This window comes from Capnocytophaga haemolytica (assembly GCF_001553545.1).
GTDB classification, from domain to species: Bacteria; Bacteroidota; Bacteroidia; order Flavobacteriales; family Flavobacteriaceae; genus Capnocytophaga; species Capnocytophaga haemolytica.
In genome coordinates, this window is sequence record NZ_CP014227.1 from 221420 (window position 1) to 244566 (window position 23147).

Genomic DNA, 23147 nt, shown 5'->3' on the forward strand with positions numbered 1-23147 from the left:
GGCTTTAGGCTTCAGAGTACAGACTGAAGCCTCCCTCTTAAAGTCTCCTCCCTAATTCACGCGGCAAAGATACGGCGGGTTTTTGGAATGGAAACTATAAAAAGGTAGAAAGTTTTTAAGATAGATTAAAAAGAGAAAGGAGAAATTAGAAAGTAGAATGTAGTTTGCTGATATATAGTTAGATATAGCAAGCGTAATAAAGTAGCACGGGGCTATCGGCTACAAACTCAAAGATGAACCGCCGCCGCTCACTGTCGCGATTGAGGTGCTTACGCCATAAGAACATACCGCTGAGCACTACTATCAGCGTTAAGAGCACGCTGTTGATGATGATTAAATAGGTTACCATATTATCAGGTTTGAGGTTTGAGGTGTGGGGGCAAAGATACAAAAAAACACGTTACCCGCTTACAGATAACGTGTTAATTTTTTAAATTAAGGGTCTTAATTTAAAATTTGTTTAAACTTTATTCCCCTGACATAGCCCCAATCATTGCCCCGATTTGCGGTGGCCTTGGAGGCGTGGCTGAGAAAATCAATGTCGCGAGCGTAGAAAATCTTTTCTGTTTGAGCGATAGCGAGTTAAAAGATTTTCAGCGAGGGACGTTGATTTTCTCGCCTAAGCATCCAGAGCCTTGATTTTTTTGTTCTTTTGTATCAAGACAAAAGAACAAAATGAAAAGAAAATCAACGAACTATGGACTTATCAACTATTAAGGATAAAAGTTTAAACAGCCTTTTAAATACTTCCCCTGCCTTTGTAGCCTCACAGAAGGACTATTGAAACGTCCACGGCAGACCAAAGATGTCCACACAGAGCTTTATAAGCACCCCGTTACCTCGCAATGGGGTACTGACCTCGTCTTTGATGCGGTAGCTCATAAAGTAATATTGCCCTTTGAGGTAGAAGTGTCCGAAGCGTACACCCACACCTGGTGCGAAGACAAAGCTCCATACATTGCGCTTTAGATCGTGCTCTTTGCCGTTGTAATAGACACCATTAGCCTCGTAATGGCGTACACCTGCCCCCATAGAAAGCAGTCCTTCGAGTGCCCAGTATTTTCCTATCGCAAGGGTATAGCCGCCGTCGAGCATATAGAGCGCAGATTCGTTGCTATAGCTGTGGCGGTTTACGATGCTGTGCGTCCATTGTTCATCTATGTAGTGCAGTTCATCTGTGTTGTAGCGCACAGTGAGTTCGTGGTCGCTTCTGTTGTGTAAGGAAGTGGCAGATACTCCTATGGCGAGGTAGGGAGAGCGCAGACTTAGGCTGCCACCCAGGCAGTTATCTGCCCAAGAGGGTCAGTTTTCACCATAGGTAGCAAGGAGCCTATTTCAAAGGCGAGGTATATGCCATAAGGCATACTCCAATAGCCTGTTGTGGGTGTTTTGGGGTCTTTTGAGCCTGCCGTGTACCACTGAATGGTGTCTTTTATCGCCAAGCTATCTGTTTGCCCATAGGCGACAATCACCCCAAAAATGGATGCTAAAATAAAGGGATTTTTTTTCATAAAAACTGCTTTCTGACTAACTTTCACCCCTGCGCTCCTCGCACCACGCTGAGCGTCTGTTGGGTAATGCCTAATAGCGAGGCGATATGCCCCAAAGGCGCACGCCGTACAATCTCGGGGTAGTTCTTCAGCAGCAGTTCATACCGCTCTTGGGCGGTTTGAAACTTTACAGCGTAAAGCCGCTCGTTGAGGTTCTTAATCGCTGAGATGAGCAACAACCGCATAAAACGCTCCAACTCCTGATGCTCATTGACTAACTGCTCTACGGCATCAAAGCTCGCTACACGTAGCTCACACGCCTCCAACGCCTCTAAGTAGAAGCGGTAATACTGCTCATAATAGACGTTCTCCACAGGGAAATAAAACATCTTTTCCACGAGGAAAGTGTGCGTAACCTCCTTGTCCTCTTTGTAGTAATAGAGCCGCAGCAACCCCTGCTCCACATAAAACACCTCGCGCGACTGCGTGCCCGCTTTAAGCAGTAAGTCGTACTTCTTACAGTGTCGCCTTTCAAAGAGGTCATCAATCACTGCAAGCGTTGTGGGGCCGAGTGCTGTCTGCTCGCTGATGTACGAGAGCAAGTCCATTACTGCATATTCTTCGCCTCAATGCTCAAGGTAGCGTGTGGCACTGCCATCAGTCGCCGCTTGTCGATGAGCTTACCTGTAACGCGACATATCCCATACGTCTTGTTCTCAATGCGAATCAGCGCATTCTTCAGGTCGCGGATAAACTTCTCCTGACGAATTGCCAAGGCAGTGTTCTCCTCCTTGCTGGTCACCTTTGAGCCTTCTTCAAACGCCTTAAACGTAGGGGCAGTGTCGTCCGTGCCGTTGGTAGCACTGTTCATATACGAACTCTTAATCAGCTCCAAATCCGCCTGCGCCTTCTTGATTTTCTCCTCAATGAGCACTCTAAACTCTTCTAATTCCTTGTCCGAATACCGAACTCTTACACTTTCATCTTCCATAAAGTTATTCTTTTTAAATTAAGTTAATAAATATGTATTGTGTCAGGGATTACACCTTCTCAATCCCCACTAAAAACTTCTCATCGTCTATCTCTATCTCGTCAGGGACTGCGATATAATCCACTGATGCTATCTCATCGGCAAGCACTTCCCTACAGATGTATTCCTGATTTCTGAGAATATCCCCTATAAACGGATTGTTCACCTCCAAGCTAATGGCGATCTTATCCGTAAGCTCAAAGCCTTTGGTCTTGCGCAAGTTCTGTATGCGGTTGATAAACTCACGCGCTACACCCTCTGAGCGCAATTCATCGCTGATATGAATATCTAATGCTACTAATAAGTTGCCCGCGCTAGCTACTAACCAACCTTCTATATCCTGAGTGGAGATCTCTACGTCCTCAAGCGAGAGGGTTACCGTTTTATCCGCCAATACTAACTTATAGCTGCCTTCTCGCTCTATTTGCGATATTTCTTCCTGTCCAAAGGCTTGCACACCCGCTGCAATAGCTTTCATATCCTTGCCATACTTAGGACCCAGCACCTTAAAGTTAGGCTTTATCTGCTTGGTGAGTACCCCGCTGGCGTCTTCTAAGAGTTCTATCTCTTTCACGTTTACCTCACTCTTGATGAGTTCGGCAACGGCTTCTATCTCTGCCTTCTCGGCGGCACTGCCCACAGGTATCATTATCTTCTGCAAAGGCTGACGCACCTTTATCATCTCCTTCTTGCGCAATGAGAGCACTAAGGACGAAATGGCTTGTGCCTTCTCCATCTTGCTTTCCAAAGCCTTGTCAATGCAAGCACTATCTACTGTGGGGAAGTCGGTGAGGTGCACGCTCTCTGCTGCCTCTTTGCCTGTGGTGGCGGTGAGGTCTCTGTACAGCTGCTCAGCATAGAACGGAGCCACAGGGGCGATGAGCTTAGCAATGGTGATAAGGCAGGTGTACAGCGTCTGGTAGGCTGAAATCTTATCTGCCTCGTACTCGCCTTTCCAAAAACGTCTCCTCGAGAGCCGCACATACCAGTTGCTGAGGTTCTCCTGCACAAAGTCGGAGATAGCACGTGTGGCACGTGTAGGCTCATAGTCGGCATAGAAAGCATCGACATTCGCCACCAAGGTGTTCAGTTCTGAGAGTATCCAGCGGTCTATCTCGGGTCGCTCTTGTAGCGGTATATCCTTCTCGGCGTAGGTGAAGTTGTCCGTATTGGCGTAGAGGGCAAAGAAAGAATAGGTGTTATAAAGCGTCCCGAAGAATTTCCTTCTCACCTCTGCCACACCTTCTAAGTCAAACTTCAAGTTATCCCAAGGGTTCGCATTGCTGATCATATACCAACGCGTAGCGTCTGCCCCGTAAGCGGCTATGGTCTCAAAGGGGTCTACTGCGTTGCCCAAGCGTTTGGACATCTTCTGTCCGTTCTTGTCAAGTACCAAGCCGTTGGATACCACATTCTTATACGCCACACTGTCAAATACGGTAGTAGCGATGGCGTGCAGCGTGTAAAACCAGCCACGCGTTTGGTCTACTCCCTCTGCTATAAAGTCCGCAGGGAAGCTCTTATGCCCTTCTATATAGTCCTTATTTTCAAAAGGATAATGCCATTGTGCGTAAGGCATAGAGCCTGAGTCAAACCACACATCGATAAGGTCGCTCTCGCGGCGCATCGGTTTGCCTGATGGCGATACGAGCACTATCTTGTCTACAATGTTCTTATGCAGGTCTACCTTTGCGTAATTTGCCTCGCTGTTGTCACCTACCACAAAGTCCGCAAAGGGGTCAGCCGCCATTACGCCTGCCTTCACTGCCTTAGCGATCTCCTCTTTCAGCTCTTTGAGCGAACCGATACACAGCTCTTCCTGCTTATCCTCAGTGCGCCATATCGGCAGTGGGATACCCCAATAACGAGAGCGCGAGAGGTTCCAGTCGTTGGCGTTCTTCAGCCAGTTGCCAAACCTGCCTTCGCCCGTTGCCTTAGGCTTCCAATTGATGGTGTCGTTGAGCGCTGCCATACGCTCGCGCACTTCGGTGATCTTGATAAACCACGAGTCGAGCGGATAGTAGAGTATGGGCTTATCGGTACGCCAGCAATGTGGATAGCTGTGCGTGTATTTCTCTACCTTAAACGCCTTGTTTTCCTCTTTTAGTTGTATCGCCATCGAAACGTCCCACGAGCGTTCAGGGGCTTCACCGTTAGCGTAATACTCGTTCTTCACGTACTTGCCACCAAAGAGTGCTGGCACTTTCTCACCTGTAACAAACTTCCCTTGCAGGTCTACCAGCGGAATAAGGTTACCGTGCTTGTCCTTGATGAGCATCGGCGGTATATTGTTTTCCTTCCCTACACGGGCGTCATCGGCACCAAAGGTAGGTGCGGTGTGCACTACCCCCGTACCGTCATCAGTGGTTACGAAGTCCCCAGCAATCACACGGAACGCCCCTTCGGGATTCTCCGCAGGCAAGAACCACGGAATCAACTGCTCATAAGTCGTTCCTACCAGGTCGCTACCCTTAAACTCCGCCAATATGCGGTAAGGTATGGTCTTGTCTTCTGGCTTGTACGCCCAATCTGCCTCTGCTGTCTCCACAAACTTCTTGCCGAATTGCTTTGCCAAAAGCGGCTTACCGATGATTACATTGATAGGCTCAAAAGTGTATTGGTTATAAGTCTTCACCAGCACGTAGTCAATGTCCTTCCCTATCGTCAGTGCCGTATTCGAAGGCAATGTCCAAGGGGTAGTCGTCCACGCTAAGATGTGGCAATCCTCACCACCCAATGTGCTCCCTACTGCCTGCTGCAACGCTTGTGAAGGCTGCTTTACCTTAAACTGCGCCACTACCGTAGTATCGCTCACATCCTTATACGTTCCAGGCTGATTGAGTTCGTGGCTTGAGAGCCCTGTACCTGCCTTGGGCGAATAAGGCTGTATGGTGTAGCCCTTGTAGAGCAGTCCCTTGTCGTAGATCTGGCGCAGCAGCCACCACACGCTTTCCATATATTTAGGCTGATAGGTGATGTAAGGATCGTCCATATCCACCCAATAGCCGATCTTTTCCGTAAGGTCGTTCCAGATGTCGGTATAGCGCATCACTGCCTCCTTGCAAGCCTTATTGTAGTCCTCTACAGAAATGGTCTTAGCTATATCCTCTTTGGTAATGCCCAGCTCTTTCTCCACGCCAAGCTCTACCGGCAGTCCGTGTGTATCCCAACCCGCTTTGCGCTTCACCTGAAAGCCCTTTTGGGTTTTATACCGACAGAAAATATCCTTGATAGAGCGCGCCATCACGTGGTGAATACCAGGCACCCCATTGGCTGAGGGCGGACCCTCGAAAAACACAAAAGGGGTGTTGCCTTCTCTCAGGGCGATGCTCTTTGCAAAAATGCCACGCTCCTGCCAGAAAGCCAATATCTCAGCCGCTACGGCCGTCAAATCCAACTGCTTATACTCTTTAAACTTCATATCTACTTAGTGGTTAGTGATTGGTAACCAGAGGTTAGAAATCAGTACATAGCCTGACAATTGATCACTTCTAATACTGATCACTGACTTCTGACCCCTGATCCCTAACTCCTACTTTAAGGCTGCGAATGTACGAAAAAAAAATAAACCTACAAGCGTCAACCTAATATTTTTTCAAAAAAAGTACAACACCCCCTCAGTAAGGCAAAAGTAAAAACCTATATTTTCAAAGGCTTTACTACTAAGCCAAGGTAGGGAAAAGGTTTGAAACCCCGAAAGATTAATATAAATCTTTCGGGGTTTCAAATCAAGAAATACAGTGTTTTCTTTATAAAGAGGATATACTTAATTGCTCTAAAAACTATGCAAAAACAGCTCATTCATCACCCTACCTGTCTTCACCTCGGTAAAAATCTGATTGGTGGTCTTACTGTTTAAGCCCCCAAGGGCAGGTATCCACTTGCCAGTCTTGATGTAGTCCAAGGCGGTGAGTAGCTCAGGGCATTGGCGACCTACCTGCTTGTGGTTGAGCCCTGTGTAGAGTGCCGTCTTCAGCCCGCGCTGCTGTGCCAATTGCAGAAAGCAGAGCAATGCCTCCTTGCACCACTCGCCCCCCATAAAGAGCACACAGCTAATCATCCCTTGATACTTGTCTATCAGGGCAGTCAGGTCGTCCTCAGTCAGCGCAGTACCCCAACGCTCATCCCACGTATACGAGGAGTGGCACCCCTCGCAGGCGAGGGGACACCCCGTAATCGTAAAGCAAAGCGATATCTCGTTAGGCACTTCCTGCAAAACGATATCATACGTGCTGTACCTTAGTATCTGCATAATAACGCTTTTTAGCCTCTATCTGTCTGTCTTTTGAGAAATTCGTAATGCGCTTCAAATAGCCTATCACACGGGTGGCATAGTCCACATTGTCAGAACCACACACCACACAGTGGTCTGCAGTGTGCTTGTTGATATGCCCACAATCGTTGCACACCGTTACCTTGATGTTGAAGCAGAAATAATTGCAGCCTGTCTGTGCCGCTACGTTCAGCAACTTCAAAAAGCCCTCTTTGGTAGGGTATTCTTCGAGATTGCAGTGATATGCCGAGCCACCGTCTAAGTATTGTATGTACTCATTGCCGTGCAAGAAAAACTTATCAATCACGTTCTGACTCTCATCCTCTACGATGTAGAAATACGAGTTATAGCAATCGCGTGGCACTACCAGCCCATCTTCTCTATCCCAACGGGCGTTCTTCACCCCGAGGTTCTCCGCGGGCACAAACTCAGTGTTGAACATAAAGCCATACTTCGCTTTCGCCGCCTTATTCATATCGTAGATAGTCTTCAGATTCTTATTGATAAACGCCTTATAGTCAGGGTTGTCAGAAATCTTAATCCCTAAGTACTCCGCTGCCTCTACCATCCCGTTAATGCCGATAGTCAGGAACTGCTTATCCAAGGAGATAAAGCCCGCATCATACACAGGCAACATCCCCGCATCCTTGTACTCTTGCACAATAGCGCGATACGCCACTTGGTATTTATGAATATTGTCCACCGTCTTCTCTAAGGATAAGCCCTTCTGGTACAGTCTATTCATATTGATGGTAATCACGTTGATGCTGCCTGTGGCTACCCCGCCAGCTCCCAGCGAATAGCTAAAGGTGTTGTCGGAAATCTCATTGCGCAAGCGGCAACAGCTGGCAAGAGAGTCGGCATTATCGGACTGATAGATAAAGAAGGCATTCCCTTCGCTGAGTTCCTTAGCGCAGAAGGAAGCAAAATGACTGTCATACACCCGTTTGTCCTTAGTGAGCATCGCCGCCGTTACCACAGGGAAGGTCAAGATGGCTTTGCATCGCTCCTTGTTGAACCACGCCATAAAAAACTGTTGTAGTCTATCCAAACTCTCATAAACAGGTGCCGACCCGTCAGGGAATACAAAAGTACCAAACATTGAGTCGAAATAAGGTCTGTCGTACAGCGAGATATTCCAAAAGACAGATTGATAGCCGCGTGCTGCTGCAGGCTGATTGATAGCGTAGATGACGTGTTGCAATTCGTTTTCAATCACCTTGCGGTGCGTATTGAGGTAGTCCTCGCCGAAGTCCTTACGCGCAAAGTAATCAAAATACATCAGGAACTCCACCGTAGCCACTGCCCCTGCAAACTGCGACGACACCGAGAAGAGGTAGTTCACAAACGAACCGCAGAAGCTCGCCAAGTGCTGTGGGGCTTTGCTCTCACCACCGAGTTTGGTAAGCCCGTCCAATAATAAAGGGTACATTGATACGCTCACGCAATAAGGTTTGAGGCTCGTCTCATCGTGTACGTAGATCTCGTGCTCGCGTATCTGGCGCAGATACTCATCGGCGAGCTCCTGCCCAAAAAGCTCCGCAATCTTACGGCTCACCAGCGCGCGATTCACCTGAATGTTGATGTCCTTATTGAGTTCTGCCTCCATCGTAGCGATGTTCTTATGGGCTACATTCGCATTGGGGTCGAATAGCGAACCTGTCGCTGCATTATGCGACTGCAAGTAGTTCTCAATGAAATTGCACTTCGTCTGAAGCTGCTCATCTGTCAAGGATGTAAATTTACTCATAATTTCTATTGTTTATAATGTTACTTAGTTATTATTTCCAAAAACAAAAGCCGACAAAGCCACTGAGCAGAATATCTACATTCCACTCAATCAATGAATTAGACGTAAAATTGACGTTTAGTAGTGCAGCGGTCTCCCCGCGAAGTTTCTTAGTTTAGTGTGATCTGTATAAGATGGTCTATCCACCTTTTCTAATTGAAATGTGGGTGCAAAGTTAAGGAATATCTTTTATACTTTTCAACAAAAATGAAAAAGTTATCAACAGAGTTATTAACAATTTTCGTAGCGCTTTGATTTATAAAAAATTACCTCCCTCTCTTTTTTCACCACCGAATTAAAAATCTATTTCCAGCAAATTTTACCTAATTATTACCGCTCATCCGCCCCCTCTCCATACGGTTCCACAACGGTTCCGTAACGAATAAATCACCAAAAATCACTATTTTCTTTGCTTAAAAACTAAAAGTTTGTACCTTTGCACTTTCAAAACATCTTATTATCGATGATCGTAAAGATAAAGAACGAATCGGGGCTGGCGTTGCCCGCCTATCAAACCGAAGACGCCGCTGGGGTAGACCTGCGGGCGCATATCACTGCCGCAGTGGTGCTCAAACCCCTTGAAAGGGCACTCATTCCCACGGGTTTATTCCTCGAAATCCCCAAAGGCTACGAGGCACAGGTGCGCCCCCGCAGTGGGCTGGCACTCAAACACGGCATTACAGTGCTCAACACCCCTGGCACTATCGATGCGGACTATCGTGGCGAGATAAAGGTGCTGCTGGTAAACCTCTCATCGGAGGCTTTCACCATCGAGAGTGGCGAGCGCATCGCTCAGATGGTATTTGCCCACTATGAGAAGGCTACTTTCGAGGAAGTGGAGACCCTGAGCGACACGGTGCGCGGCACAGGAGGCTACGGCAGCACAGGAGTGAAATAAACGATAGTAGTCAGTAGTCAGAGGTCAGAAATCAGCAAACAGCTATCCAACGGCTTTCTGACCCCTGATCTCTGACCCCTAACCCCTGCCCTCTGATCACTAAATAAAACAATTATGAAGAAAATACTTTTTATATGCCTTACAGCTGCTACAATGATAGGCTGTAAGTCCAAACAGATAGTAGCGAGCACCACTACGGCAAAGCTCGACACTCAATCGCGTGAGATTGTTGAGAACCACCTCAAGTCCTTCCCGAAGTTTACCACTTTAAGCGGGAGCGTGCAGGTTACTTACAACGACGGCAAGAGCGAGCAGAGCCTGCCACTCTCCTTCCGTATGCAAAAGGATAAGGCAATATGGCTCTCGGCACCCTTAGGCATTGCCAAGACGTATATTACCCCTGAAAAAGCCGAGTATTACAACCGCTTAGACAATACTTATTTCAGTGGTGATTACGCTTACATCAGCAAGCTCTTGGGCATTGACGTGCGCTTCGAGGAACTGCAGAACCTATTGCTCGGCAACGCGGTTTATCGTATCAATCCCACAGATGGAGACGCTAAAATAGAGCATCTGCCTACTGAAAACAATCTTTACCGCCTGAAAGTAACAGGAAAGAGCCCCATTGAGGCTACTTATGGCTTCCTGCCCGACAGTTATAAGATTGGTAGTACCCTCATTACCAACGCTGCACAGGGGCAGAAGGCTACGGCGGCTTACACTTACCAGAAAGTGGGCGAACTGTTGCTGCCGAACACCATCAAGGTCGTTGCTTCGGATAAGAGTGGCAGCACTGAAATCACCTTGGAGTTCAATAGCTTAGAACTCAACAAAGAACTCAAATTTCCTTTTAATATTCCCTCAGGCTTAAAGCCCTTACAATAACTCCTCTGCGTTATGAAGATAAAAGCGCAACACATAAGGCTACTCTGCACACTACTGCTGATCCCACTGATGCTATCAGCACAGACCAAGCAGAAGGAATTGGAGCAACGCAAGCGGGCACTGCTTGAGCAAATCAAGCAGATGTCAGCCCTGCGCTCCGAACAGACCAAGCAGCACCAGAGCACCCTCCAACAGATAGAAGTAGCCAATGAGAAGATACAGATGCGCACCCGCCTAATCCAATTAGGACAGCAACAAGCTAATCTTTTGGCAAAAGAAATTGCAGATAACGAGGAGCAAATGCGCACCCTGAAGAAAGAATTGGAGTTCCACAAAGAAGAGTACGCCAAGACCATCAAGCAGTCGTACAAGAGCAAGTCCTCACAGAACAAACTGCTGTTTCTCTTCTCCTCTGAGAACTTCGCACAGGCCTATAAGCGGCTCTCGTATATGAAGCAGTACGTCAATTACCGCAAAGAGCAGGTAGCACTCATCAATGAGAAGACTGAGAAGATAAAGCTCATCAACGATACGCTCATCACCCAGCGCGACCAGAAGACGCGCGTGCTTGCTGAGCAGCGTCAGGAGCAGCAAACCTTACAAGGTGAGAAGAAAGAGCTCGAAGCCTTGGCGGTGAGTATTCGCGAGAAAGAGCGTAGCTACGCGGCGCAAATACGGGAAAAACAAAAGCAGGCTGCTGCCATCGATCGTGAGATACAGCGGTTGATACGCTTGGCAATCATCGAGGCGAACAAGCGTGAACAGGCGCGTTTGGCGGCTAAATCAGGCGGAAAGACCTCTACAAAAGCCTCCTCAGATGCCGAAGTAGCCTTTGTCCTTACCCCTGAAACAAAAAAGGTCGCCGATAGCTTTGAGGCAAACAAAGGCAACTTGATATGGCCAGTGGCAAAGGGCTATAAGGCGCAGGGCTTTGGCGTTTACTACGACCCTGTCTACCCCGAACTGCAACACTATAACAACGGCGTAACCATCGCTACGGAACGCGGTGGCGAGGCGCGTTGTGTGTTCGAAGGGGAGGTATCTGCCATACAGTCGATCCCTGGAAGCAATAAAGTGGTACAGGTGCGCCACGGGAATTATATCACCATCTACTATAACCTCACCGATGTCTACGTAAAGAAAGGCGATAAGGTGAAAACCAAAGAACCATTAGGAAAAATCTTCACTGATAGCAGTGGTAAAACCGAGATGAAATTCTTTCTCTACAAGAATACCACACGGCTCAATCCTGAATTTTGGATACATAAGATGTAGTTTTTATAACGCACAATGAATAATGGATAATGTATAATTGTTAGCATACCTCAGTGCTCACTATACATTATCCATTATTCATTATAAATTAAGCGAAAGCTGCTCCACGGGTAGTAGCTGAAAACTCTTACGGTGGTGCTCACAGCTGCCGTATTGCTTAATAGCTTCGCGATGATCGGCAGTGGGGTAGCCTTTGTTCTGCTCCCAATGATACATAGGGAAGTCGGCAGCAAGGGCTTCCATATAAGCATCGCGGTAGGTTTTAGCCAGCACCGAAGCTGCTGCGATGGTTTGTATCTTACCATCGCCTTTTACCACACAAGCGTGCGGAATATCCTTGTATTTTACGAATTTATTACCATCAACAGCAATGAAAGTAGGTTGCACTTTCAGGGCAGCAATAGCACGGTGCATTGCCGTGATAGAGGCACGGAGAATATTGAGTTCATCGATCTCCGCTGGCAATACATGCACCACTGCATAAGCCACGGCCTCACACTCTATCACGGGGCGCAAGAGGGCACGCTGATGCTCGGTGAGCTGCTTAGAATCCGTTAGCAGTTCATTGTTGAAATCGGCAGGGAGAATCACTGCGGCGGCAGTTACAGGACCTGCCAAGCAGCCACGCCCTGCTTCATCAGTACCTGCTTCTGTTGCAGCGTGGTAAAAGAGCTGTAAAGGTGTTTTGTGGGCTTTGTCTTTCATTGTTCAGATATAAAAAAGCAGTCATACTCTTGGAGATATGGCTGCTTTTCTGTTTAATCAAATCTTATTTCTAATCCACTAACACAGTAGCTTTATTATTGTTGAACTCTAAGGTGCCGCCTTTTATAGTGAGAAGGTACTCGCCTTTCTTCTCCCCTTGGGTGAAGTACTTAGCGGCATTCTCACTGAATTGGATGTTATCCCCTAAGAGTTTTATCTCGCCAGCGGTAAGCACTGAAAGGATCGCCGCGTGGTTTTCGAGCATCTGGAAGGCACCATTTGCCCCAGGGACAGTCAGCGCAGAGGCTTCGCCCTTATAGAGAAGGATTTCGGGTGTAACGATTTCTACTTTCATAAGTGCGAATATTAAGCGGATTTCTGAGCTTCGGCAAGCATTTTCTCACCTGCCTCAATGGCTTGTTCGATGGTTCCTTTAAGGTTAAAGGCAGCCTCTGGGAGGTGGTCGAGCTCACCGTCGAGGATCATATTAAATCCTTTGATAGTATCGGCGATGCTTACAAATGCCCCTGGTAGCCCTGTAAACTGCTCGGCTACGTGGAAAGGCTGTGAGAGGAAGCGCTGTACGCGGCGGGCACGTGCTACAGCTACTTTATCGTCCTCAGAGAGCTCTTCCATACCGAGGATGGCAATGATATCTTGCAATTCTTTGTAGTGCTGCAACAGCTCTTTTACGCGTTGGGCACACTCGTAATGCTCTTTTCCGAGAATTTCAGGAGTAAGGATACGCGAAGTAGAGTCGAGCGGATCTACGGCTGGGTAAATACCGAGTTCGGCAATCTTACGAGAGAGCACCGTAGTGGCATCCAAGTGGGCGAAAGTGGTTGCTGGTGCAGGGTCGGTAAGGTCGTCAGCAGGCACGTACACGGCTTGCACTGAGGTGATAGAGCCGTGCTTAGTAGAGGTGATACGCTCTTGCATTGCGCCCATCTCAGTTGCTAACGTAGGCTGATAACCCACCGCTGATGGCATACGCCCGAGCAATGCTGATACTTCTGAGCCTGCTTGGGTGAATCGGAAGATGTTGTCAACGAAGAAGAGCACGTCTTTCCCCTGCCCTTCACCTGCTCCGTCGCGGAAGTACTCGGCGATGGTAAGCCCTGAGAGTGCTACACGAGCACGGGCTCCAGGGGGCTCGTTCATCTGCCCAAACACGAAGGTAGCCTTTGATTCTTTGAGGGCTGCCCTATCTACTTTGGTCAGATCCCAGCCACCTGCTTCCATTGAATGGAGGAATTCGTCGCCGTATTTGATGATGCCTGACTCGAGCATTTCGCGCAATAGGTCGTTTCCTTCGCGGGTACGCTCACCTACCCCAGCGAATACTGAGAGCCCACCGTGCCCTTTGGCAATGTTATTAATCAGCTCTTGGATGAGGACTGTTTTGCCTACCCCAGCACCTCCGAAGAGCCCAATCTTACCTCCTTTGGCGTAAGGCTCGATCAAGTCGATGACCTTTATACCTGTGAAGAGCACTTCGGTAGTAGTGGAAAGCTCTTCGAACTTAGGGGCTTCGCGGTGGATAGGCAAGCCGTTATCGCCATCCTTAGGGAGGTTGCCGAGCCCATCGACGCCGTCGCCAATGACGTTGAAGAGGCGCCCGTAGATGTCGTGCCCGACGGGCATCTTGATAGGGCTACCTGTTGCAATCACTTCGGTGTCGCGGCTGAGCCCTTCGGTGGAGTCCATTGAGATGGCACGCACGACGTCTTCACCGATATGTGACTGGACTTCTAATATGAGTTTTGAGCCGTCGGCACGGGTGATTTCGAGTGAATCATAGATGCGAGGGAGCTCTTTTTCCGATGCGAAGACTACGTCGACTACCGGACCTATTACTTGTGCTACTTTTCCTTTTTGAGACATTATTAATCTTGTGTTTTCTTGTTTATGCTAAGATATGAGTTGTACAGTTCGCAAAGGTAGGTCTTTTTTTGAGACGTAGCAAATTCTCAGGCGATTTTTTTAGGTGAAAAATGAAATATTTTTGTAACTTATTTACTATTAAACGGTTATATTTTTATCGCTTAACGGGGTTTTCTGCTCTTGCTGTGGGGGTTTTATCCGATACAGATCCGTTATCGCTCCGTTTGGGATTAATAAATCCACTTCAGCCCTACGTAGTAGGTGCGCCCTGGGGTGATGCTGGAATAGAAGCCCACAACATTGGGTGTATAATCAAAAACGTTATTGACCCCTGCGGAGAGGGTAAAATGATAAGGCAGGCGTGAGGAGAGCTGTAAATGCACTTCGTTATAGCCTTCGTATTCAGCGTAATAGAGCTTTTTGTCGGTATCCTCTGAATAGAGCTTGGTGTCGCTGACGTATTTGCCCGTAACGATGACATTAGGGATGTAGAGGGCTTCGCGCTTGGGGATGTACTCAGCCTTGAAGGTCACCGTATGGGGGCGTATTTCGCTGCGACGCCTATCCATATTGTGATAACCGTAAGAGGCTTTTAGTCGGAAACTCTTTGAAGGGCGATAGGTAGCCGAGAGTTCTGAGGAAACGATGGTGCTATTGCCGTTGAGGTTTTGCTTCCTAATGGCTACGAGTTTGCCGTTAGCATCCTTCTCTTCTGTATTGTCGATCTTGTCGTGTACCTTTGAGTATTGGGTGATGGCAGTGAAGTCGAACTTGCCATAGGAGTAATCGACAGAGAAGGTGAAGTTGTCGCTCTTCTCGGGTTTGAGGTTTTCATTACCGACTATTTGGAAGCCTCCGCCCCAAGGGTGAAACCAATTAGAGTAAAGCTCCTTGAGGGTAGGCGATCGGAAGCCTGAGGCATAGCCTCCGCGGAAGGTAAAGGGCTCTACGCGGTACATCGCGGTGAGACGATAGGTAGGGAAGCCTTTGAAGAGGTCGTGATAGTCATAGCGGGCGCCTGCCACAAGGGATAGGGACTCTGTGAGGGCGATATCCTGTTGCAAAAAGGCGGAATAGGTCTGCGCTTGCTGCCGTGTGAGTTCGGTGCTATTGGTGAAACGCTTGTCCAAAAGTTCATCGGATTGGGTTTCAATGCCCAGCACGGTAGCGTTGTTGCCGAAGAGCACGCTGTTGAACTGTGCCCCGCCGCGCCATAGTACGTTTTGGTACTTTTTCTTTTGTTCCTTGGGGATCACGTAGTAGTTGAACTTGTCGTAACGGTCATAACTGCCCGAGAGTTCTAAGTGGCTGCGCTCGCCCAAGTCGATATTAGAGCTCCCTTGTACGCCGTAGTTGTAATAGCGGTCGCGGAGCTTTTCGGAAACCTCAACGCCGCCTTTGCGCTCGCTGAAATAGTAGTTGGGAGTAATGGATATATCCGCTTTCGGGCTGAATTTGAGTCGCACCGTAGGCTCAACGTTGTAAACGGTGAAGCCCGCCACGTTCATACTGTTGAGGGAGTATTGGCTTTTTATTGTGCCATTTTCATAACGCTCTACTAAGGGCTCTTTATCAGTTATTACATAAGGGTCGCGCTTTCTGTAGAAGGAAGCAACGCTGAGGTCGAACCACTTTTGGTTGGTGCCCACGGTGAGGTTTGTTTTGTGCCCTTCGGAAGTGTCGTAGACGTAACCTACATTTCCCTCAAAGGGCTTGCGGACTTTCTTAGTAATGATGTTGATCACCCCGCCCAAGGCATTCGAGCCATAGAGGGAGGAAGCAGCCCCTTTGATCACCTCAATGCGCTCGATATTGTCGAGGTTGAGGCGGTCGTAATCGACGTTGTCAAAGGCTTCGCCTGCCATACGCTCGCCGTTGATGAGGAAGAGCACGTACTTGCCGTCAAAGCCCATCATATTGATGTTGGGCATACCGCCGTTGTAGGTGAAGTTAATACCCGAAAACTCTGTTTCGAGAAATGACTTGAAGTCTATGGAATGCGATTTGCGGATATCCTCAGCGGTAACCACTTGCACGGTGATGGGCACGTCCTTGAGTGCTTTGGGCACACGGGTGGCGGTTACTACCACCTCGTCGAGTTGCCTGATAGAGTCTTTTTCTTTGTTGCGTTGTGCAAATGAGATCACCCCACAGAGGCATAGTGTTAAAGCGATTGTTTTTCTAAGCATAAAGAATTATGTATATATAAAAAATAGAATTGCTATGCACTTTGCAGCACAGCAATTCTATTTATGGATAAGTTATTTAATTTAGAATGTACCATCATCACTGAGCTTGTACTGGAATGAAGGAGCGCCTGCTTCGGCTTTGTCATTGTAGAAGTCAGTAACTTGGAACTTAACGTACTTGCCAGCGGCAGTACGGATGATGTAGACGAAATAAGTGGGGGCATAAACGCTTGGCCACTTACCCCCGTTTGATGCCATATTGCCAGGGTTAAGCCATACGATACCTTTTGCTACGTCTTTATTGTCAGCGAAATCACCTGATAGTATAGGCGAAACGCTGTCGTCCCGATAGCTCAAGTTAGGATACATCCCGTAAGCCATTCTCTCTTTTACATCATTGACATAGCCTTCGGCGGGGGCTTTCTTCACCTCATCGAATGAAGTGGTAACGGTAGTAGATGATAACACTCCTCCTTTGCCTGGTCCTGAAATACCGCCATTAGTCTTCATATAATAGGCAAAGAAAGCCACATCCCAATCGGTACTCTTGGCTGGGTCAGCGGGATCGACAGGCGTAGCTTTCTCAAAGGAAAAGTAGACCCAATCTTGCTCACCCACAACGAGGTTCTTTGCTTTTACAAGTTCATAAGGGGTACCAGTGATCTCTACCTGATGCTTTTTCTCACTTTTTGTCATTGTGTCCTTAGCACACGAGCTGAGCATCAGTGCCCCTACTACCAAGGCTATGGTTAAGAGTCTTATCTTCATCATTAATTAGCTTTTGTGTTACTCAACTGATATCTTAGTTTAGGGAAGAAAGGTAAATACTTATCTCCTTCTTTCTTGTAAAACTCTATTACCTGCACCTTTGCGTAGGTGCCATCAGCAGTTCTGATCACATATACATTTTTAGTGGGTCCATACACATTGTTAGGTCCATAAACCTGCATATTGTTAGGATTAATATTTACAATTCCCTGACCTGCATAGCCACTCATAAGAGGTGAAAGTTTTGCTTTAACGTCTTTATAAGGTCTATAACTTATCACTAAACTACCATCTTTATCTGTAACAAAGTTTGTTATAGTTGTTTGAGTAACTGTGTCAAAGTCCGTAGACCCTGTTTCTATTACACCGCCTTTGCCAGTGCCGGACTCACCCCCATTGGTCTTTACTCCATAAAGATAAAAAGCAATATCCCAATCAGTGCTTTTCTCTGGGGTTGTAGGGCTTACCACTTTGCCTTCTTTCAAAGAGAAATACACCCAATCTTTTGTAGCATCAAGGGTTATTTCCTTAGCTGTTGTACCTGCAAAATCAAGGTTTACAGTAGTTTTAGGGTCTACAGGGGCTGCTTCTGTAAGCTCCTTGTATTGGAAGGTGTAATAAGCTCCCTTCTTAGTGGCGTTGTAATAATCAGTGATTTGGAACTTTACATACTTGCCTTTGGCAGTCTTCACTACATACACTTCCTTCTTTGAAGTGAGGATGTGAGTCTTCACATCGTAGTCATACCACGCATCAAAAGTTTTGTTATGGGAGAAGGTTTCATCTGGTGCACCTGGGCGTTTTGATTTAACAGTCTCTTCCACATCCTTTACATAGCCTTCTGCGGGGTATTTGGTTACCTTAGCAAAATCAGTTTCATTGGTATTGACTACCTCTGCATTGCCTACCCCCGACTTACCACCATTGGTTTTCAGATATTCGCGTTTGAGTGCAATATCCCAATTCTCACCGCTGGTGCGTGGGTTATCCACTTGTACGGCTTTGCCGCTTTCAAATGAGAAATAAGCCCAATCGTTTTCAGCGTTGAAGTATTGCACTTCTTTTACACCATTGCCTTTATCTTGAGCCTCTGGCTGTACTATTCCTAGGTTAGGCGGTAGCGGTTTGTCATCATCCTTACTGCAAGCAGTAAACATCATTGCGCCTGCAAAAAGCGCGGGTAATAATAAACATATTTTCATATTGGTAATTATTTAATTAAATTAGTTTCTTAACAATTAGCGGGTTAGGGCTCAATAAACGCATAACGGAAACTGATATAGCCCGAGGTGCCGTAGTCGTTGGTGTAATCCGTCAGTTGTATTTTTACGTATTTGCCCTCTAAGGTGCGGATTGCGTAGACGTACTTAGTGATGTTAAAGTGAGGGGTTGTTTCACCCTGTTGTGGACGAACGTAGTTGTACCAACCTTTGGGGTCTTTGCTCTCCACAGTACCTGTAATGACAGGGTTGGACGAGACAATGACGTTAGATGGGGCGGTATCAGGCGTAGCCGGACGCGTCTCCACAGTAACCATTTTATCCGCTTCATACCCTTGTGTAGGGGCTTTGGTTACTGCGTCAAAGTCCTTTACCCCTGTGGCAGCGACCCCTACGTTGCCTTTGCCTGAGGTGCCACTGTTAGTCTTTATATAAAAACGGTGAAAGGCAATGTCCCACTCCTTGCTCTCTTCTACAGCTCCCGTAGGCGAAACCAGCTTGCCTGTGGCAAAAGAGAAATACGTCCAAATCTGCTCGTCATTTGAAGCAGCATCTAAGTTCTTCACTTGTATCCCAGCGGTGGACTGCTCTGGGCTATCATCCTTGCTACACCCGCTGAGCACAACCATAGCACCAATAGCCATCACAGCTATAAAAATTCTTCTCATACACTTTGTTTTACAATACTTAAGTTTTCGAGCCGCAAAGGTACTGTTTTATTTTTAATTATTACAAATAAAAGACGAACTATTTTTCAGCACAGAACTTTAACTATTGTTATATCAACATTTTAAGCTATGGAAATAAAATACAAATTCTTCTTAAAAGAGCATTAAAGCAGAGAGTAATGAGTAGAGAGCAGAGAGTAAATTGCTAACGCGCCGAACTCATCACTCTCTACTCATTACTCTCTACTCTCTAAAACCTATATCTCCCTCTCAATGACGTAATTGACCATCAGGGTAAGGGCATCTTTATAGTCCGAAGCGGGGAAATCGGTGAGTAGGGCAAGGGCTTTCTGCTGGTAGTCGCGCATCCGTTTGCTGGCGTAATCCAAGCCTTTATGAGCCTTTACAAAAGCGATCACCTCACGCACGCGCTTCTTGTCCTTATTGTGGTTCTTCACTGAGTTGATAAGCCATTTCTTTTCCTCAGCCGTACAAGTGTTGAGCGTATAGATCAGCGGTAGGGTCATCTTTTGCTCCTTGATGTCAATACCCGTAGGCTTGCCAATCGCCCCATCAGTGTAGTCGAAGAGGTCGTCCTTAATCTGAAAAGCCATACCGATGTACTCGCCAAAGAGGCGCATCTTCTCAATGGTTTCAGCCTCTTCGAGCACTACGGAGGCGGCACCCATCGCACAGCAAGCAGCGATAAGCGTAGCAGTCTTCTGGCGGATAATCTCGTAATAAACCTCTTCGGTGATGTCTAACCGCCGCGCCTTTTCTATTTGCAGCAGCTCGCCTTCGCTCATCTCACGTACCGCCACGGAGATGATACGCAGCAGGTCAAAATCACCATTGTCAATAGAGAGTAGTAAGCCCTTGGAAAGAAGGTAATCACCAACAAGCACGGCGATTTTGTTTTTCCACAGCGCGTTGATGGAGAAGAAGCCGCGCCGTTTGTTGCTGTCGTCCACCACATCGTCGTGTACGAGGGTGGCAGTGTGTATCAACTCAATGACTGAGGCACCGCGGTAAGTGCGTTCCTCAATACGCCCCCCTGAAACCATCTTAGCCACCAAAAACACGAACATCGGGCGCATCTGTTTGCCTTTGCGGTTCACAATGTAATAAGTAATACGGTTCAGTAGAGCTACTTTCGAAGCCATTGACGAGAGAAACTTCTGCTCAAAGAGCTCCATCTCAGCGCGTATCGGTGCTTTTATCTGGGCTGTTATTTTCATTCTATTTAGAAATTAGGGGTCAAGAATCAGTAATCAGTGAGCAAATCTATCCGTATACCTCTAATCTCTGATTACTGACCTCTGGTTTCTGTGATTACTAATTCTTTCCGCCGCAAAGATAGGTAATAATTATTAATGTACAATGATTAACGATTAATTTTATTGCCAACACACATTGCAATAGCATCTTTACCCGCAATCTAAAGCTGAAAAATTATTCATTGTACATTATCCATTATTCATTAAAAAGTTGTATCTTTGCCCTAAAATTTAAAAACACACTTTAATATGAAAAGAAATATAAGCAAAAAGGACAAAACCATCCGACTGATTATCATCGTAGTAATCGCTGTTTTAGGGCTCTTCAACGAGTTCCCCGTGGGGCTTGCTTCAGCCTTGGCAATGATTTCAATTCTGCTGTTGGTAACCGTGCTTATCAACTTCTCACCACTCTACCGCCTCTTGGGCATCAGCACCTATAAAACACAAGAATAACGCCTTATGGTTAGCTTTTTTAACGAAACCGACTTCACCTTGCCTTATAAAAAAAACACCCTCAAGCGTTGGGTAAAGGCTATCGCCACTTCTGAAAACCGCAAAGTAGGTGCCATTAACTACATCTTTTGCGACGACGACTACCTCCACCGCATCAATGTGCAGTACCTCGCCCACGACACCCTTACCGACATCATCACCTTTGATTACTGCCAGGGTGATACCCTCCATAGCGATATCTACATCTCCATAGAGCGCGTGCGCGAGAATGCCACCGACTACGGAGTGCCCTTTGAGCAGGAACTCCTGCGCGTGCTCTCCCACGGCATATTGCACCTCTGCGGCTATAAAGACAAAACCCCCGCCGACAGCACCCAAATGCGCTTTAAAGAAGAAGAAAAAATAAAACTTTTTAGTGAATAAAAAGATAAGAAATCAGGGGGCAGAGGTCAGCAATCAGTAGCCAAATACTACTGATCGCTGACCCCTGCCCCCTCTCTTTACTCTCTACTCTTTACTCTCTGACCTCTGATAGCCTTTATTCCTCCTATGGCAGCATTGCCCAACACAGCATAAATGAGAAGGAAGACCACCCCCACGTAGATATTTCTCCCTAACAAATAAAAGTCGATGAGCGAGAAGAACACACTCATCCCCAAAAAGAACTTTATCTTACGCTTCTTATACGGAATGGGGTAATACTTCTGTCCATAGTAGTACGAGATGAGCATCATTGCCATATAGGTGATAAGTGTTGCCAATGCTGCCCCTTTGTAGCTTAAAAGCGGGATCAGCAAAAAGTTGAAAATCACTGTCAGTGCCATACCTACCAGTGAGATTACCGCCCCAAAGGTAGTGCGGTCGGTTACCTTGTACCATACCGAAAGACTGTGGTAAATACCCAAACAAAGGTTTGCCAAGAGCACCACGGGCACAATCCACAGAGCTTCCCAATAGTCGCTATTAGGGATTAAGATATGCTTGAATAAATCCGTAAACACAGTGATAAACAGCAGTATAAAGCCCCCTGCAATGATGAAATACTCCGTCACGCGCGCATAGGTCTTAGGGGCGTTCTTGTCCTGCGCATTGCTGAAGAAGAAAGGCTCTACCCCAAGTTTATACGCCGTAACAAAGAGGTTCATAAATACGCCCATCTTATAGCAGGCGGAGTACACCCCTATGGTGCTATCGGCAGTCTCGGCAGGCAGTAGCATACGCAGGAACACACGGTCAAAACCCTCATTCACCGCAAAGGCAATCCCCGCCAAGAGCACAGGGAAGGCGTAAATCATCATCTCACGCCAGAGCCGCGCATCGAACGAGAAGCGTATCTTGACGTATATCGGTAGCACCAGTACCAAGGTAGAGAGGCTGGCGAGCATATTCGCCATAAAGATGTACCACACCCCCGTATGGGCAGAAGGCACTCCCACTTGCACATCCGAAAAGTAATAGAGGTTCAGCCCCAAGTTCAGTGCTACGTTGCTGATGCGCAGCAGTGCGTAGTATTTGGACATCCCCTTGTTGCGCAACCACGCAAACGGGATAACCACCAACGCGTCGAGCACCAAGATGAGGATTGCAAAGACGATATACTCCACATCGTAATCAAGCCAGCGAGCAATAGGATTGCGCAGCACATAAGCCAGCAACATAAAGAGCAAAGAGCTCACCGTGAGCGAAGTAAGTGCGGTAGACTGCACCACACTCTTGCGCTCGCCCTTATTCATAAAGCGGAAAAAAGCCGTCTCCATACCGTAGGAGAGCACCACATTACCCAGAATGAGATACACGTACAACCCCGAGTATACCCCAAAGGCAGCAGTGTCCAACTTATTGACATACAGCCGCGTGAGCAACAGCGTCAGCACCCTTGGCAACACCGTCGCTATCCCGTAAATCACCGTATCTTTAAATAACTTTCTGAGCATACTCAAGGGCTCTTTCCGCCCTTCAAACTGCAAATATACAACTCTTTTTAAAAAGAATACCACTATCTTCACTATTTTCTTAACGTAAACACCTCTCATACACCAGCGATACATCACGTTACACCACTAATAATCACTTAGATACAACCAACCCTAACAAGTATTCTCAAAGAAATTATACATTATACATTGTGCATTATACATTATTTCGTATCTTTGCCACATCTTTTTAACAATACTGCAACACAACATTTTCCTACAACAATCTAACCACTAAATCCTGACCCCAAACCCCTCAAGGTAAGAAGAACCTAAGAGAAAGGTAAGAGCAACTACGGTTGCAATACGGTACCAATACGGATGCACTACGGGTCTTCTACCTACCCTAAAAGGGGGCATTTCGGCA

The 23147-nt window shown here is 47.0% G+C and carries 22 protein-coding genes; 5 read left to right on the forward strand and 17 right to left on the reverse strand.

Going from position 1 to position 23147, the window contains the following annotated elements:
- Window positions 1-178: 178 nt before the first annotated feature.
- The 8 genes from AXF12_RS12190 to nrdD form a co-directional block, all read right to left on the reverse strand.
- Complete coding sequence (locus AXF12_RS12190) at window positions 179-349, reverse strand: hypothetical protein (protein WP_159429713.1); 171 nt, start codon at window positions 347-349, stop codon at window positions 179-181.
- Window positions 350-777: 428 nt separating this feature from the next.
- Window positions 778-1191: a hypothetical protein gene (locus AXF12_RS01020; protein ID WP_066427800.1), complete on the reverse strand. Its 414-nt coding sequence runs from the start codon at window positions 1189-1191 to the stop codon at window positions 778-780.
- Between the two features lie 74 nt (window positions 1192-1265).
- Window positions 1266-1511: a hypothetical protein gene (locus AXF12_RS01025; RefSeq protein WP_143325028.1), complete on the reverse strand. Its 246-nt coding sequence runs from the start codon at window positions 1509-1511 to the stop codon at window positions 1266-1268.
- Between the two features lie 23 nt (window positions 1512-1534).
- On the reverse strand, window positions 1535-2098 hold the full coding sequence (locus AXF12_RS01030; RefSeq protein WP_066427804.1) for a Crp/Fnr family transcriptional regulator: 564 nt from the start codon (window positions 2096-2098) through the stop codon (window positions 1535-1537).
- Window positions 2098-2481 (reverse strand): TraR/DksA family transcriptional regulator, encoded by a 384-nt coding sequence (locus AXF12_RS01035; protein ID WP_066427805.1) that lies wholly within the window; start codon window positions 2479-2481, stop codon window positions 2098-2100. Before AXF12_RS01035 ends, AXF12_RS01030 begins: the two co-directional genes overlap by 1 nt.
- A gap of 49 nt (window positions 2482-2530) precedes the next feature.
- Entirely contained in the window at window positions 2531-5941 is a 3411-nt protein-coding gene (ileS, locus tag AXF12_RS01040; RefSeq protein WP_066427806.1) for an isoleucine--tRNA ligase, read from the reverse strand.
- Between the two features lie 354 nt (window positions 5942-6295).
- On the reverse strand, window positions 6296-6772 hold the full coding sequence (gene nrdG, locus AXF12_RS01045; protein ID WP_066427807.1) for an anaerobic ribonucleoside-triphosphate reductase activating protein: 477 nt from the start codon (window positions 6770-6772) through the stop codon (window positions 6296-6298).
- On the reverse strand, window positions 6744-8543 hold the full coding sequence (gene nrdD / locus AXF12_RS01050) for an anaerobic ribonucleoside-triphosphate reductase (protein ID WP_066427809.1): 1800 nt from the start codon (window positions 8541-8543) through the stop codon (window positions 6744-6746). Before nrdD ends, nrdG begins: the two co-directional genes overlap by 29 nt.
- A gap of 502 nt (window positions 8544-9045) precedes the next feature.
- Here nrdD and dut point away from each other — a divergent pair.
- From dut to AXF12_RS01065, 3 genes are all read left to right on the forward strand, one after another.
- Window positions 9046-9480: a dUTP diphosphatase gene (gene dut, locus AXF12_RS01055; RefSeq protein WP_066427810.1), complete on the forward strand. Its 435-nt coding sequence runs from the start codon at window positions 9046-9048 to the stop codon at window positions 9478-9480.
- Between the two features lie 114 nt (window positions 9481-9594).
- The gene (lolB1, locus tag AXF12_RS01060) at window positions 9595-10365 is read left to right on the forward strand and encodes a lipoprotein insertase outer membrane protein LolB1 (protein ID WP_066427814.1); all 771 of its coding nucleotides are present in this window, start codon (window positions 9595-9597) and stop codon (window positions 10363-10365) included.
- Window positions 10366-10377: 12 nt separating this feature from the next.
- Window positions 10378-11640 (forward strand): murein hydrolase activator EnvC family protein, encoded by a 1263-nt coding sequence (locus AXF12_RS01065; RefSeq protein ID WP_066427816.1) that lies wholly within the window; start codon window positions 10378-10380, stop codon window positions 11638-11640.
- A gap of 81 nt (window positions 11641-11721) precedes the next feature.
- Here AXF12_RS01065 and AXF12_RS01070 read toward each other — a convergent pair whose 3' ends face one another.
- From AXF12_RS01070 to AXF12_RS01105, 8 genes are all read right to left on the reverse strand, one after another.
- Window positions 11722-12345: a ribonuclease HII gene (locus AXF12_RS01070; RefSeq protein WP_066427818.1), complete on the reverse strand. Its 624-nt coding sequence runs from the start codon at window positions 12343-12345 to the stop codon at window positions 11722-11724.
- Between the two features lie 70 nt (window positions 12346-12415).
- Entirely contained in the window at window positions 12416-12700 is a 285-nt protein-coding gene (locus tag AXF12_RS01075; RefSeq protein ID WP_066427820.1) for a F0F1 ATP synthase subunit epsilon, read from the reverse strand.
- Between the two features lie 11 nt (window positions 12701-12711).
- The gene (gene atpD, locus AXF12_RS01080) at window positions 12712-14229 is read right to left on the reverse strand and encodes a F0F1 ATP synthase subunit beta (RefSeq protein ID WP_066427821.1); all 1518 of its coding nucleotides are present in this window, start codon (window positions 14227-14229) and stop codon (window positions 12712-12714) included.
- A gap of 230 nt (window positions 14230-14459) precedes the next feature.
- Window positions 14460-16418 (reverse strand): TonB-dependent receptor plug domain-containing protein, encoded by a 1959-nt coding sequence (locus tag AXF12_RS01085; protein ID WP_066427822.1) that lies wholly within the window; start codon window positions 16416-16418, stop codon window positions 14460-14462.
- An 81-nt stretch (window positions 16419-16499) separates the two neighbouring features.
- A complete protein-coding gene (locus AXF12_RS01090; RefSeq protein WP_317045036.1) occupies window positions 16500-17189 on the reverse strand; it encodes an HmuY family protein in 690 nt (229 codons plus the stop codon).
- Window positions 17189-18388 (reverse strand): HmuY family protein, encoded by a 1200-nt coding sequence (locus AXF12_RS01095; RefSeq protein ID WP_074860856.1) that lies wholly within the window; start codon window positions 18386-18388, stop codon window positions 17189-17191. The genes AXF12_RS01090 and AXF12_RS01095 overlap by 1 nt, the downstream gene beginning before the upstream one ends.
- A 44-nt stretch (window positions 18389-18432) precedes the next feature.
- Complete coding sequence (locus AXF12_RS01100) at window positions 18433-19074, reverse strand: HmuY family protein (RefSeq protein ID WP_066427824.1); 642 nt, start codon at window positions 19072-19074, stop codon at window positions 18433-18435.
- A 257-nt stretch (window positions 19075-19331) separates the two neighbouring features.
- Window positions 19332-20312 carry a polyprenyl synthetase family protein gene (locus tag AXF12_RS01105; RefSeq protein WP_066427825.1) on the reverse strand — a complete coding sequence of 327 codons (981 nt, stop codon included), beginning with the start codon at window positions 20310-20312 and terminating at the stop codon, window positions 19332-19334.
- A 288-nt stretch (window positions 20313-20600) separates the two neighbouring features.
- Here AXF12_RS01105 and AXF12_RS01110 point away from each other — a divergent pair, with 288 nt between their 5' ends.
- Both AXF12_RS01110 and ybeY read left to right on the forward strand, forming a co-directional pair.
- The gene (locus AXF12_RS01110; protein ID WP_066427826.1) at window positions 20601-20807 is read left to right on the forward strand and encodes a YgaP family membrane protein; all 207 of its coding nucleotides are present in this window, start codon (window positions 20601-20603) and stop codon (window positions 20805-20807) included.
- A gap of 6 nt (window positions 20808-20813) precedes the next feature.
- On the forward strand, window positions 20814-21230 hold the full coding sequence (gene ybeY / locus AXF12_RS01115) for an rRNA maturation RNase YbeY (protein WP_066427827.1): 417 nt from the start codon (window positions 20814-20816) through the stop codon (window positions 21228-21230).
- A 77-nt stretch (window positions 21231-21307) separates the two neighbouring features.
- Here ybeY and AXF12_RS01120 read toward each other — a convergent pair whose 3' ends face one another.
- Window positions 21308-22741 carry a lipopolysaccharide biosynthesis protein gene (locus AXF12_RS01120; protein ID WP_066431662.1) on the reverse strand — a complete coding sequence of 478 codons (1434 nt, stop codon included), beginning with the start codon at window positions 22739-22741 and terminating at the stop codon, window positions 21308-21310.
- Between the last annotated feature and the right edge of the window lie 406 nt (window positions 22742-23147).

Bases quoted from the DNA above. Each gene is read 5' to 3' on its own strand.
- AXF12_RS12190 (WP_159429713.1), bottom strand. From the start codon at position 349: ATGGTAACCTATTTAATCATCATCAACAGCGTGCTCTTAACGCTGATA.
- AXF12_RS01025 (WP_143325028.1), bottom strand. From the start codon at position 1,511: ATGAAAAAAAATCCCTTTATTTTAGCATCCATTTTTGGGGTGATTGTC.
- AXF12_RS01030 (WP_066427804.1), bottom strand. From the start codon at position 2,098: ATGGACTTGCTCTCGTACATCAGCGAGCAGACAGCACTCGGCCCCACA.
- AXF12_RS01035 (WP_066427805.1), bottom strand. From the start codon at position 2,481: ATGGAAGATGAAAGTGTAAGAGTTCGGTATTCGGACAAGGAATTAGAA.
- ileS (WP_066427806.1), bottom strand. From the start codon at position 5,941: ATGAAGTTTAAAGAGTATAAGCAGTTGGATTTGACGGCCGTAGCGGCT.
- nrdG (WP_066427807.1), bottom strand. From the start codon at position 6,772: ATGCAGATACTAAGGTACAGCACGTATGATATCGTTTTGCAGGAAGTG.
- nrdD (WP_066427809.1), bottom strand. From the start codon at position 8,543: ATGAGTAAATTTACATCCTTGACAGATGAGCAGCTTCAGACGAAGTGC.
- dut (WP_066427810.1), top strand. From the start codon at position 9,046: ATGATCGTAAAGATAAAGAACGAATCGGGGCTGGCGTTGCCCGCCTAT.
- lolB1 (WP_066427814.1), top strand. From the start codon at position 9,595: ATGAAGAAAATACTTTTTATATGCCTTACAGCTGCTACAATGATAGGC.
- AXF12_RS01065 (WP_066427816.1), top strand. From the start codon at position 10,378: ATGAAGATAAAAGCGCAACACATAAGGCTACTCTGCACACTACTGCTG.
- AXF12_RS01070 (WP_066427818.1), bottom strand. From the start codon at position 12,345: ATGAAAGACAAAGCCCACAAAACACCTTTACAGCTCTTTTACCACGCT.
- AXF12_RS01075 (WP_066427820.1), bottom strand. From the start codon at position 12,700: ATGAAAGTAGAAATCGTTACACCCGAAATCCTTCTCTATAAGGGCGAA.
- atpD (WP_066427821.1), bottom strand. From the start codon at position 14,229: ATGTCTCAAAAAGGAAAAGTAGCACAAGTAATAGGTCCGGTAGTCGAC.
- AXF12_RS01085 (WP_066427822.1), bottom strand. From the start codon at position 16,418: ATGCTTAGAAAAACAATCGCTTTAACACTATGCCTCTGTGGGGTGATC.
- AXF12_RS01090 (WP_317045036.1), bottom strand. From the start codon at position 17,189: ATGATGAAGATAAGACTCTTAACCATAGCCTTGGTAGTAGGGGCACTG.
- AXF12_RS01095 (WP_074860856.1), bottom strand. From the start codon at position 18,388: ATGAAAATATGTTTATTATTACCCGCGCTTTTTGCAGGCGCAATGATG.
- AXF12_RS01100 (WP_066427824.1), bottom strand. From the start codon at position 19,074: ATGAGAAGAATTTTTATAGCTGTGATGGCTATTGGTGCTATGGTTGTG.
- AXF12_RS01105 (WP_066427825.1), bottom strand. From the start codon at position 20,312: ATGAAAATAACAGCCCAGATAAAAGCACCGATACGCGCTGAGATGGAG.
- AXF12_RS01110 (WP_066427826.1), top strand. From the start codon at position 20,601: ATGAAAAGAAATATAAGCAAAAAGGACAAAACCATCCGACTGATTATC.
- ybeY (WP_066427827.1), top strand. From the start codon at position 20,814: ATGGTTAGCTTTTTTAACGAAACCGACTTCACCTTGCCTTATAAAAAA.
- AXF12_RS01120 (WP_066431662.1), bottom strand. From the start codon at position 22,741: ATGCTCAGAAAGTTATTTAAAGATACGGTGATTTACGGGATAGCGACG.